General features: G+C 68.2%; 11 protein-coding genes and 2 pseudogenes. 8 read left to right on the top strand and 5 right to left on the bottom strand.

Annotated elements, in window-relative coordinates:
* The first annotated feature begins 511 nt into the window (after positions 1-511).
* Together tnpA and ACTWQA_RS54970 are read left to right on the top strand one after the other, a co-directional pair.
* Positions 512-943, top strand: a complete 432-nt coding sequence (gene tnpA, locus ACTWQA_RS54975) for an IS200/IS605 family transposase (protein ID WP_443166775.1) — start codon at positions 512-514, stop codon at positions 941-943.
* Between the two features lie 196 nt (positions 944-1,139).
* On the top strand, positions 1,140-1,580 hold the full coding sequence (locus tag ACTWQA_RS54970) for an anthrone oxygenase family protein (protein WP_305924534.1): 441 nt from the start codon (positions 1,140-1,142) through the stop codon (positions 1,578-1,580).
* Here ACTWQA_RS54970 and ACTWQA_RS54965 read toward each other — a convergent pair.
* A complete protein-coding gene (locus ACTWQA_RS54965; RefSeq protein WP_443166774.1) occupies positions 1,537-2,487 on the bottom strand; it encodes a LysR family transcriptional regulator in 951 nt (316 codons plus the stop codon). The genes ACTWQA_RS54970 and ACTWQA_RS54965 overlap by 44 nt on opposite strands.
* 102 nt (positions 2,488-2,589) lie before the next feature.
* On the opposite strand from ACTWQA_RS54965, the gene ACTWQA_RS54960 reads away from it, so the two are divergent.
* The 3 genes from ACTWQA_RS54960 to ACTWQA_RS54950 all read left to right on the top strand — a co-directional run bounded on the left by ACTWQA_RS54960 (position 2,590) and on the right by ACTWQA_RS54950 (position 5,346).
* Positions 2,590-4,188: an SLC13 family permease gene (locus tag ACTWQA_RS54960; RefSeq protein WP_443166773.1), complete on the top strand. Its 1,599-nt coding sequence runs from the start codon at positions 2,590-2,592 to the stop codon at positions 4,186-4,188.
* A 120-nt stretch (positions 4,189-4,308) separates the two neighbouring features.
* On the top strand, positions 4,309-5,037 hold the full coding sequence (locus ACTWQA_RS54955) for a hypothetical protein (RefSeq protein WP_443166772.1): 729 nt from the start codon (positions 4,309-4,311) through the stop codon (positions 5,035-5,037).
* 183 nt (positions 5,038-5,220) lie between these two features.
* Positions 5,221-5,346: a hypothetical protein gene (locus tag ACTWQA_RS54950; RefSeq protein WP_305924539.1), complete on the top strand. Its 126-nt coding sequence runs from the start codon at positions 5,221-5,223 to the stop codon at positions 5,344-5,346.
* A gap of 183 nt (positions 5,347-5,529) precedes the next feature.
* Here ACTWQA_RS54950 and ACTWQA_RS54945 read toward each other — a convergent pair whose 3' ends face one another.
* A complete protein-coding gene (locus tag ACTWQA_RS54945; RefSeq protein ID WP_443166771.1) occupies positions 5,530-6,012 on the bottom strand; it encodes a hypothetical protein in 483 nt (160 codons plus the stop codon).
* Between the two features lie 135 nt (positions 6,013-6,147).
* Between ACTWQA_RS54945 and ACTWQA_RS54940 the strand changes: the two genes are divergently transcribed.
* The 3 genes and pseudogenes from ACTWQA_RS54940 to ACTWQA_RS54930 all read left to right on the top strand — a co-directional run bounded on the left by ACTWQA_RS54940 (position 6,148) and on the right by ACTWQA_RS54930 (position 7,906).
* Complete coding sequence (locus tag ACTWQA_RS54940; RefSeq protein ID WP_443166770.1) at positions 6,148-7,161, top strand: BtrH N-terminal domain-containing protein; 1,014 nt, start codon at positions 6,148-6,150, stop codon at positions 7,159-7,161.
* A gap of 41 nt (positions 7,162-7,202) precedes the next feature.
* A pseudogene (locus ACTWQA_RS54935) lies at positions 7,203-7,388 on the top strand (ATP-binding cassette domain-containing protein); the annotation flags it as partial.
* A gap of 125 nt (positions 7,389-7,513) precedes the next feature.
* The gene (locus tag ACTWQA_RS54930) at positions 7,514-7,906 is read left to right on the top strand and encodes an ATP-binding cassette domain-containing protein (protein WP_443166777.1); all 393 of its coding nucleotides are present in this window, start codon (positions 7,514-7,516) and stop codon (positions 7,904-7,906) included.
* Here the strand turns inward: ACTWQA_RS54930 and ACTWQA_RS54925 are convergent.
* From ACTWQA_RS54925 to ACTWQA_RS54915, 3 genes and pseudogenes are all read right to left on the bottom strand, one after another.
* Entirely contained in the window at positions 7,891-9,252 is a 1,362-nt protein-coding gene (locus tag ACTWQA_RS54925) for an NAD(P)/FAD-dependent oxidoreductase (RefSeq protein ID WP_443166769.1), read from the bottom strand. The two genes, ACTWQA_RS54930 and ACTWQA_RS54925, sit on opposite strands and share 16 nt — an antisense overlap.
* Positions 9,253-9,335: 83 nt before the next feature.
* Positions 9,336-10,601 carry an acyl-CoA dehydrogenase family protein gene (locus tag ACTWQA_RS54920; protein WP_443166776.1) on the bottom strand — a complete coding sequence of 422 codons (1,266 nt, stop codon included), beginning with the start codon at positions 10,599-10,601 and terminating at the stop codon, positions 9,336-9,338.
* A 26-nt stretch (positions 10,602-10,627) separates the two neighbouring features.
* Positions 10,628-10,981: pseudogene (locus ACTWQA_RS54915) on the bottom strand (acyl-CoA dehydrogenase family protein); the annotation flags it as partial.
* Positions 10,982-11,252: the final 271 nt, after the last annotated feature.

Here is an 11,252-nt window from a genome sequence, read left to right as displayed (position 1 = left end):
CAGCCTCGCCACGCCTACGCCGCAGACCTTCAACGTGGCCTCCCCACCGACGGCCTTGGTCGGCTTCGGAGTCGCCTCCACCTACACATACAGAGGCGCGTACTGCACCCGGCCCAGATCCGCCAGGTTCGAGCCGGTGGAACCGTTACGGGGCGTTCAGACGCTGGTTTCTCTCGTACGGCTTCTCGTCTTGCTTGCCGGACCCGCACCGTCTGGCAGTACCGATGCGTCCCGTCGTTGTCAGGGCTGCTTATCACCCTCCCGCGCGTCTCCACGGTCGGATTGCCCTCAGCTTCACCGGCCTGCTGCGACAGACCGGCGGCAAGGGTCTCCCACCCTTGCCCGGAGTAGTAGCGCCTCGTGGCGCACGTGCAGCAGGTTCCACAGCGTGCGCGCGTTGTGTGCCTGGCCGTCCAAGACGGCGCTCTGCCGCTGCTCCAACTCCAGGCGGGCGACATGAGCACGGTTGCGTTTCTCCAGCCCCACAGGGGCTCATTCTATCGTTTGGTGTATGTCACCGCGATGGGAACCCAACCCCGACATCAGAACCGGGCGTCACTGCGTCCACGAGCTGTCTGCGCATTTGGTGTTTGTCACGAAATATCGGCGGGACGCACTCACCGGCCCCATGCTGGAACGCTGCGAACAGATCATGAAAGAGGTGTGCGAGAAGTTCGACTGCGAGCTGACCGACTTCACCGGCGAGCACGACCACGTCCACCTCCTGGTCCGCTACCCGCCCAAGGTCGCCCTGTCCTCCCTCGTCAACTCCCTCAAAGGCGTCTCAGCCCGCTACCTCCGCCAGGAATACAACACCCACGTCCGCACACACCTGTGGAGCGGCCACTTCTGGTCCCGCTCCTACTACGCGGGCTCGACCGGCGCCGCCAGCGAGGCCACCGTCCGCACCTACCTCCAGTCCCAGGACCGGCCCCAGAAATGAGAGAACACCAACGCGGTCACGACCGGTTCCAAAAGGGCGGGTCAGGGCACGCTCAGGCCCTTGAGGCCTTCCCGCGCGGGCCCTCACCACCCGCCTGAAAGCGGGAGCACTGGCCCGCACCTCGGTAGACGCTTGCGTATGCGGGTGAGCGGGCTGGGCATGGACCGTCTCACCCACTGGGCATCACCATATGAGCATGTTGATACTCGCTCTGGTCACCCTCGTCTTACACGGCGCCCTCGCCGGACTCTTCTACACCTTCTCGATGTCCGTGATGCCGGGCCTGAACGCCATCGCACCCGCCCAGGCCGAGGAGGCGATGCGGAGCATCAATCGGAAGATCCTCAACCCGTGGCTCTACATCCCGTTCCTCGGCTCGCCGCTCGCGGCGCTGGCGACCGGGCTCCTCGCGGGCGCTCCGGCCGCCGTGTGGTTCTTCGCGGCCGCCGCGGTGGGCTTCGTCGGCTCGTTCCTGGTCACAGTGGCGATCAACGTGCCGATGAACAACGCCGTCGACGCCGGCACGATGGCGTGGAAGGACTACTCGCGGCGGTGGACGGCCTGGAACACGCTGCGGGCCGTGGCGTCCTTCATCAGCCTCGTCCTGGTCGGGATCGGCCTGGCAGGCGGCCTCTAGCGTTCGGCTCAGCAGAGCTCCAGCATCGATTCAATACGAGAGCGCGAGGTCCAGGAAACTCGGCGGCCGCCGGGGTGAGCCAGCCCTTCCTGCTGACCAGCGCCAGGTGCAGCGACGCGGGCGGATCCAGCTCGAACACCAGCGCCCCCGCCCGCTCGGCCAGCGGCCGCCACGCCTCGGCCAGCACGCCGATCCCGACGCCCTTCAGCACCAGCGGCAGGACCACTTCCCTGTGCTCCGACTCGACCGCGATCGACAGGTCGACGCCGGAGGCCCGGATCTCCTCCACCAGCCTGCGTAACCCCGTGCCGTGCTCACCCACGATCAGGCGTTGCCCGGCCAGCCGGGTACGCGGCAGCGACCGCGTCGGCGCGAACGGGCCGTCCGGTGGGGCGACGAGCACGAATCGCTGCTCCTCCACGGGGTGCAGCGTCACGTCGGCGACCGTGGGCGGCTCCCAGGCCGACAGCAGGCCCAGCTCCGTCACCCCCGTACGGACCAGCTCGATCACCGCCTGGGGCACCGGCGCGCCCTTGATCACCACCTCCACGCCCGGGTGCCGGGCGCAGAACCGGCTGATCATGCTGCTGAGCGGCTCCACCGCGGGCGACGGCATCGAGGCGATGACGACCCGGCCGCGTACCACTCCCTCCACGGAGTCCACGCTCGCGCGGGCGGCCTCGAGGCTGCGGACGACCTGCCTGGCCGGCTCGATGAGGGCCCGGCCCGCGTCCGTGAGCACCACGCGCCGGCCGATGCGGTGGAAGAGCTGGCTGCCGAGGTCCTTCTCCAGCGTCCTGATCGCCTGCGAGAGGGAGGGCTGCGCCATGAACAGCGCCCTGGCCCCCTTGTTGAAGCCGCCATGATCGACGACGGCCAGGAAATACTCGAGCTGCCGGACGTCCATCGAACGCTCCTATAGGAGAGGCCTATAACACCAGTAGCTAACGCGTCTTGGACCTCTGCGCCACCTAGATCTTCAATGACGGCGGAAACGTTAGGAGCAGAGATGGACTCCGGCGGCCCCCGCACCGACGTCGACCAGGCCCTGCTGGGCCACGCCACCTACCGCAGCCTTGGCGAGCAGAAACTGTCGGCGGCCGAGGAGAGATTCGAGAAAGCCAGACGCACCACCGGCATGTGGCTCGCGCCGTTGATCACGGTGGTGTTCCTGCTGCTGCCCCTCGGCATGGACGGCAAGCAGCAGACGCTGGCGGCCGTCCTGCTCGGCGTCATCGTGTTATGGATCACCGAGCCGGTGCCCATCCCGGTCGGCGGTCTCATCGGCGTCGGCGCGATCGTGCTGCTCGGGGTGGTGTCCGCGGCGGATGCGCTGGCGCCCTTCGGCTCCCCCACCATCTTCACGTTCATCGGGGCGTTCATCCTGGCGCAGGCGATGCTCAAGCAGGGCCTCGCGCGCCGCTTCGCCTTCCGCATCCTGTCGATGGCCGGGGTGGGCCGCTCGACGTTCCGCCTGGTCGCCGCCTTCGGTGTCATCACGTGCCTGCTGTCGGCGTTCGTCTCCAACACCGCCACCGTGGCGATGTTGCTGCCCACCGCGCTCGGCATGCTCGCGGTCATCGCCAAGCTCCTGCAGGACCGCGGGCTGGTGGCTGCCGACTTCAACCCGCTGCGGCTGCGGGTCGGCGCCGCGCTCGTCCTGATGCTCGCGTACGGGGCCAGCGTCGGCGGCCTGCTCACCCCGGTCGGCACCCCGCCCAACCTGATCGGCCGCGGCCTCATCGAGGAGGCCACCGGGCAGCGCATCTCCTTCGCCCAGTGGGTGATCACCGCGCTACCGATCTGCGCGCTCATGTTCGTCGCGCTCGCGGCCGTGCTGCTGCTGCTCAACCGGCCGGAGATCCGCAGGATCGAGGGAGTCGAGGAGTACGTGCACGCCGAGCGGGCCGGTCTGGGCAAGCTGTCGCGCGCCGAGAGGAACACGCTCGTGGCCTTCGGCATCACCGTGTTCCTGTGGATCTTCCCGGGTGTGATCGCGTTGTTCGCCGGCACGGAGTCGGCCCTCTACACCACCATCAGCGGCCGGCTCAACGAGGGCATCGTGGCGGTGCTCGGCGCGGCCCTGCTGTTCGTGTTGCCGACCGACTGGGGCAAACGCGAGTTCACGCTCAACTGGAGCGACGCCGCCCGCATCGACTGGGGCACGATCGTGTTGTTCGGCACCGGCATCATCTTCGGGTCCCTGCTCGAGGACACCGGCCTGGCCAAGACCATCGGCTCCTCCGCGGCCTCGGCGCTGGGGCTGGCCAGTGTGTTCGCCATCACCGCGTTCGCCGTGGTGCTCGCCGTGGTGGTCTCGGAGACCACCAGCAACACGGCCTCCGCGGCCGTCGTGGTGCCGATCATCATCCCGATCGCGATCGCCGCCGGGGTGAACCCGTTCGTGCCCGCGCTGGCGGCGACGTTCGCGGCGTCGTTCGGGTTCATGTTGCCGGTCTCGACGCCGCAGAACGCCATCGCCTACGGGTCTGGCGTGGTGCCGATCACCACGATGATCCGCTCGGGCATCAGCTTCGACATCCTCGGCGCCATCCTGATCATCGTGCTCCTGCCCCTGCTGATCGGCCTGACCGGCATCGGAGGCTGATCACCGCTGTGACCTGCGCGGTTGGCAAGAGTACAGAAATCACCAAATCTCTCTAATCCGGAATAAGGGGACAGTCGGCGGATAGGAGGACAGGAAGGTCTACATCGTGCAGGAGGAATCATGAATGCCACCCAGACGCGAGCACGTGCCGACGGTAAGGCGCATCGGCTGCTCACGCTGGACCTGCCGATGCTCAGCGTCGAGGTCCGCCAGCCCGAGCTCCGGATGCCGCACATCGAGGTGCCGGCGATGCCACGCATGGAGATGCCGCACGTGCCGATGCCGCACATCAGCAGGAAGGAACTCGGCCACTACGTCGACATCGCCCGGACGTTCCTTCCGGCGCCTGAGAAGATCGCCTATTACGGGGCGCTCGGCGCGATGGCGGCCCTCGGGGTCGTCGAGTGGCCGGTCGCGGCCGCCATCGGGGCTGGAACGGTCATCGCGCAGCGGCGGCGGGGCCAGGAGCCGTCCGCCCGGCCGCGCCCGAGCACCACACCGACCGCCAAGCCGGCTCCGAGCACGCGGGCCACGACCTCCACGCGAGGGACGACGACCGCACGGGGCAAGGCCACCACCACGGGCGGCAAGGCCGCTACTACCGGCGGACGGAAGACCACCACGACCAGCAAGGCCGCCACCACCGGCGGACGGAAGACGGCCACGACCAGCAAGACCGCCCCGACCGGTGGGCGCAAGACGACCACGGCTGGCGCAAGAAAGACGACCACGACCGGCGCGAGCAAGGCCGGCACCACCAGCGGGCGCAAGGGCGGCACCACCGGTGGGCGCAAGCCCGCCGCGAGCAGGACCGCGTCGGCTTCGCGCGCCACCGCGAGCAAGAGCTGACGAGGCACGCCACACGGCCGCGCGTACATGGGGCGCGCCCGCGCCGCGATCAATTCTCCACGGCCCGGGCGCGAAGTGGTCATCGGTTGTTCACCGAATAGATATGTTGATCATACCCATATGTACATCTTTCTACCGAAATATGTCTTAAGTAGAAGTTTCACACCCCCGTGAGGTAGAGAGTTGTCCGAGTTCCTGGCCTCGCTGCTCGCCAAGGCCGCCCTGATGCTCCTCGAAGCTCTGATCATGCGTTTCGTCCAGAGCCTCGCCGCCGCGATCATGAGCCCCGCCGGCCTCCGGGTCGCCTAGCCGAACGCGCGTACCTCCAGCAGCCCCACCGAGGCCTGGTCGGGTATCCGCTCGGGTTGGCCACGTCCACGTACGCGCTGCCGTTCCAGTACTGCAGCTTCCACGACGCGGGAACCCGCACCCCGCCTCCGTCGTCGAAGAAGTAGAGCTCCGCCGACTTGATCGTCTGCGTGGAGGACCAGGTCAGCTCGGCCCATTGGGTCCCGGTCTCGGGCCAGGTGCCCCAGCGCGGGCTGGCACGGCGCCGTCGTTGATCGCCGCGACGCTCTCCCAAGGTGAGGTGTACGAGGCCGAGGGCGTCGCGTTCGCCGCCAGGTTGACCGGCGTGGGCGTGGGGTCGCCCCCGCCGGTGCCGAAGGCCAGGTCGTTGTCGCTGAAGATCGGGTGCGGCGGGTTCACGTCCGTCTCGCCCGCGCCACCGTCGCAGCGGCGGTCGGGGTTGAACTTCAGGTACGTCCCCGAACCGCAGGCCGTGGCAGGCTCGGCGTCGCCGCCGATGACCACGCTGCCGCTGAGGTTGCCCCCGCCCTGGACCAGGGCACTGTTCTTGACCACGGCGCTGCCGCAGACCGTGCTGTTGCCGTACACGGCCTGCCGATCGCACCGCCCGTACGGTAGCGTGAACGCGGCGCCGTCCTGCGCCGGACCTTCTGACCGCGTGCCCACGCCACGCGGCCCACGCGAAGGCAGAGGGGATCGATGTCCTCGGGGCGAGACCTTCGATCGAGTCGGTTCTCTTCGGACGGCGGGTCGCGCGGCCGGAGCGTGGGTCCTTCGCGCGAAGCCGCCCCGGGAGCGATCATGACCGATCACAAGCATCTCAAGCGCAGGGTCCGCGACCGCATGGCCAAGACCGGCGAGTCCTACACCACGGCCCGCCGCCACGTCGCCGCGCGCGCCGAGCGCCACCACCACGAGTCGGCGCTGCTGCTGCGCGTGCTGGGCGGCGGTTACTCCGAGGCCATGCTGCTGGGGCTCGGCGGCGGCATCGGGTTCATGTACTTCGTCTTCGAGTACGCCGGCCACGCCCCAATGCTCACGATCGTGGCCCGGGCACATCCCGAGCCGATGATCCCGCGGGCCCTGGACCGGGCCGGCATCCCGTACGAGAGCCGCCAGACCGGCTCCCCCAAGGTCGCCGAACGGCACCTGCGGGCCGCGCTCGACGCCGGCCGGCAGCCGATCTGCCGGGTGGGCCGCTACCAGCTGCCCTGGCGGCCGGACCTCCCGTTCCCCGACCCGGTCGACGTCGTGGTGACCGGCATCAGCGGCGACACCGTGCACGTGCACGACGACGAGCCCGGCGAGCTGCCGCTGGCCGATTTCATGGCGGCCTGGTCAGCGATCAAGAAGTCCAAGCACCACCTCATCGAGGTCACCGGCCCCGCGACCGGGGCACCCGACGTGACCGGCGCGATCAGGGAAACCGTCGCCAAGCTGACCGGTCCGGTGCTGGGCAACAGCTTCGACGTCAACTTCGGGCTGTCGGGCATGCGCAAGCTGGCCGCGCAGCTCGCCGACACCACCAGCAAGCAGGGCTGGACCCGCCGGTTCGGGGACGATCCGGTGCCGGTGCTCGACCGGCTGCGGGACTGCCTGGAGGTCGAGTACACCACGCCCGGCGCCACCCGGCCGCTCTACGCCGACTTCCTGACCGAAACCGGGCACGCCGAGGCGGCGGCCGTCTACCGGGAGGCCGGCAGGCAGTGGTCGCGGGTCGCATCGGCCCGCACGTCGTTCCCTGAGCTGGCCGAGCTCGTGTCGGAGGCCGTACGGCTGGAGGAGGCGGGCGTGGAGACCTTGCGACGGGTGTAGCCCCTTGTTCTGTATTCGGTCTACGATCTTCAGTATCCGGTATGGAGCCGATCGCATGGTGGCCGACGAAGCCGTCCGGCTGGAAGGGGTCTACAAGGCGTTTGTTCCACGTGGCCGCTCAGCCGTTGCTCGCGCTGGAGGACGTGACGTTCACGGCGCGACCTGGCGAGTTCGTCAGCGTGGTCGGCCCGTCGGGCTGCGGCAAGTCCACCGTGCTCAACCTGGTCGCGGGACTCATGCAGCCGTCGGCCGGCCAGGTCGTCCACGAGGGCCGGCCGGTCGCCCGGGGCTGGAGCTGCGGCACGTCACCAAGCCCGAGCGCCGCCGCCGGGCCAAGGAGTTCATCGAGTTGGTGGGGCTGGCCGGGTTCGAGGACCACTATCCGCACGAGCTGTCCGGCGGCATGCGCAAGCGGGCCGGGATCGTACGCACGCTCGCCTACGACAGCGACGTCGTCCTCATGGACGAGCCGTTCGGCCCGCTGGACGCGCAGACGCGGGTCATCCTGCAGGACGAGCTGCTCAAGCTGTGGGAGCTGCGCCGGCCCGCGGTCCTGTTCGTCACCCACGACCTGGTGGAGGCGTGGCGCAGCGGCAACGCCCGAACAATCTCAAGAGTGGGAGCCTCGTCCGTTGGGGCCTTGATCGAGCGGCTGCCATTGCGCGATGCCTGTGGCTCGCATGCTTGGCTACACGGCCCCCAGGCGCAGGGACCTGGGCACGCCGCTCATTATCGTGGGGCATGACTGGTTTCCATCTTCTCGCCGGGAGGTCGGATCCGCCGGTCGACCAATCCGCGTTGCGCGTCCGCGGTCAGTGGTACCGCGGAGCCGCGTACCAGCCCGAGCTGCACCATCTGGCGCGGCAGCAGGACATCCAGCAGCCATTCCGCGATGATGCGGGTCCTGCCCCCGGGGATGGCGAGCACGTGGTAGCCGCGTGTCACGGCCTTGGCGAGCACCCCGGACAGCGCCACCCCGAAGGGGTTCGCGGCCGCCTTGGCGCCGCCGAGGTCCACGACGAACCCGAGATCATGGTGCCGGTACGGCCTGCGCTCACCATGACCGTAGGACGCGGCGATGTTGTGCGCGACGAGCTTGCCCTGTCGCTGGGCGTGCTGGGCTGTCATGGCGGTGAGCTGTCCCGGCCGGGTCAGGTCGGGGACGGCGGCGGCGTCACCACAGGCGAACAGTTCCGGGTGGCCTGGCACGCCGAGGTATTCGTCGACATTGAGCCGGCCCTTTGTGCTGGGAAGGCCGAGGCCGTCGATGAGCGGGTCTGGGCGGACACCGACGCACCAGATCAGCGACCGGGTGGGGACGAACTCGCCGTCGGACAGTTGCACCCCCTCCGGCGTGGCCACCTCCACTGTCGTTTCGGTACGAACGTCGACGCCCCTTCGGGCGAAGACCCGGCTCGCGCAATCCGACAGGCGGGGATCCAGTTCGGGCAGGACACGCGGCGCCGTGTCGATCAGCAGCCAGCGGATCGGCTGGTCACGCAGGCCGGGCCGGAGCCGAGCGGCCTGGCGGGTGTACAGCTGGCCGTGGCCGGCCACCTCAGTGCCGGTGTATCCGGCGCCCACGACCACGAACGTGCACCGTGCCGCCCGCTCACCGGCATCGCGGGTCGCGTCGGCCAGTTCGATCTGGCGCAGCAGGTGATCGCGCAGGTAAAGCGCCTCGGCCACGCTGCGGAAGCCGTGCGCGTGCTCAGAGACCCCGGGGATGGGCAGGAGTTTGTTGACGCTGCCGACCGTGAGCACCAGCCGGTCGTAGGTCATAGCGTGCCGACCGTTCTCCGGATCGAGGTATTCCAAGGTCCGGCGGCCGAGGTCGATCTCGTACACCTCGCCGAGCACGTGCCGGACACCGCGACAGCGTGCCGCCAGCGGCACGGTGACCCGTCGCGCATCGAGAACGCCCGAGGCCACCTCGGGAAGAAGCGGCAGGTAGAGAAAGTAATCGGCTTGGCTGACCAGTGTGATGTCGATGGCGCCTCTGGCCAGGCGGGCCAGAGTGCGAGCGGCATGGAAACCGGCGAATCCCGCTCCCACGATGACCACATGCTGGCGACGCGAGGTTCCAGACACGGCGACCTCCTTCCATGTGGCCCCTCTCTCCTGCCCCATATGGTGAGATCCACCCGCTCGTCGAGACGGTCTGCGGGGATCGCCTAGCTTGATCGCCCGGGCGTGTAGCCGGCGCGGTTGTAGGCCAGGCGCGCGATGAAGTGGAGGCGCTTGTCGTCGTTGTCGTCGACACGGTCGAGTTGGTTGTCCACACGTTTGGCTGCTCGTTCGCAGAACGAGGTGGCGATGTAGCGTTCCTGCCCGGAGGCCTCGACTCCCTGGTCCTCAAACAGCGCGGTGGTACGGGAGAGGGTGGCGATCTGGGCGTAGATGTCGGTCGCCGCGTGGGCGATCCTCTTCTGCTGGCGTTGGCGCTGTTCGACCTCGCGTCCGTGGATGCGGAGCAGTTTCTCGGTCGTGGCGCGCAGCCGTGCGGTCTGGTCGGCGACCGCGCCGGCCGGTGCGTGGAGCGTGGGGTGAACGGGGTCGAGCTTGTGGGGGCGTACGGTGCGGGTGATGCGACCGACCACGTACTCGGCGACGGTGCCGATGGTGCGGATCGGGTCGGTGAGATTGAGCCTGCGAAGATCGGGCACCTCGTCGGCTACAGTCTTCAGCCCGGACAGCGCGATGAACGCCCGCAGGACGTCGTTGGCGCCTTCGAAGATCGGCAGGATGCGGGTATCGCGCAGGATCTTGGCGATGGGAGAGTCGGCCATGTAGGCGGCGCCGCCCAGGAGTTGGAAGACGCGGTTGGTGGAGTACCAGAGATACTCGCTGCCCGCCACCTTGACCATCGCGGACTCGACCGCGTAGTCCCGCACCCCGGCATCCACCAGCCCGGTGGTGAGGTAGGTCATGGCCTCCAGGCCGTAAAGGTAGCTGACCATCCAGCCGATCTTGTCTTCCACCAGCTCGAAGTCGGCCAGCGGGCGGCCGAACTGCTTGCGCTCGCTGGTGTGCTCGATCGCCATCGCGATCAATCGTTTGGCGCCTCCCACCGCTCCGGTGGCGAGCGATATCCGTCCGCTGTTGAGGGTGTGCATCGCGATTTTGAACCCGTCGCCGGGTTCGCCCAGAACATTGTCCTTGGGGATGCGCACATCGCGGAATCGGAGACGGCGCAGGTCGTTGCCTTGCAAGCCGAGCGTGTCATACCGCTCGGCGGCCTCGAAGCCCTCCATGCCGCGCTCCAGGATCAGGGCGATATGCCCCTGATCGCTGCCGGCGAAAGTGCACAGCACGTCCTTGGACCCGTTGCCGATCCAGCGTTTCTCCCCGTTGAGCACGTAGGAGCCGTCGGGCTGCCGTTGCGCCCATGACTCGAGGTGAGAGGCGTCCGAGCCGGCGTTCGCCTCGGTGAGGCGAATCCCGCCAGCTTGCGGCCGGAGGCGAGATCAGGGAGGAAGCGCGCCTTCTGCTCCTCGGTGCCGAACAGGTGGATCGGTTTCATGCCGATCGACTGATGCACCCCCATCACCACCGACAGCGTGGCGTCGTATCCGCCGAACTCCTCCATCACCCGGCAGTAGCCGCCCTGCGACAAACCCTGGCCACCATGCTCCGGTGCGACAAAGAGGCCGAGCAGCCCACGCTCGCCGAGTCCACGGATCACGTCATCGCCGATCCATCGTTGCCCTTCCACTTTGTCGGCGTCGTAGTGGCTGTCGAGGAATTCCCTCGCTGCCCCAATCAGTTCGCCGACCTTACGGGCCTCGTCTCGTCGCAGCTCGGGATAGGGGAATACCATCTCGGAGTGGAGCCTGCCAACGAACAACGACTTGGCGAACGAGGAAGCCTGCCGGTCTATGACGGCTTGCGTCGCACTCTGATGCATCTCACGTGTCCTCCGTTTACCCGCTCGGTTGGAACCCCACGGGTGCCCGCAGATCAGAACTCGTTGATCCATTAGGGCTTTCTGAGACCAGTTCAAGCGATGTGCTACACCCGTTCACCTCTTCCCATGGAGACCACCCAAAATCCGACAGGTGGACGGCCGATGTAAATCGCACTCCAGTTCG

Source organism: Nonomuraea sp. 10N515B (genome assembly GCF_052245915.1).
Classification (GTDB): Bacteria; Actinomycetota; Actinomycetes; order Streptosporangiales; family Streptosporangiaceae; genus Nonomuraea.
This window is presented reverse-complemented; position numbering and strand designations above follow the sequence as displayed.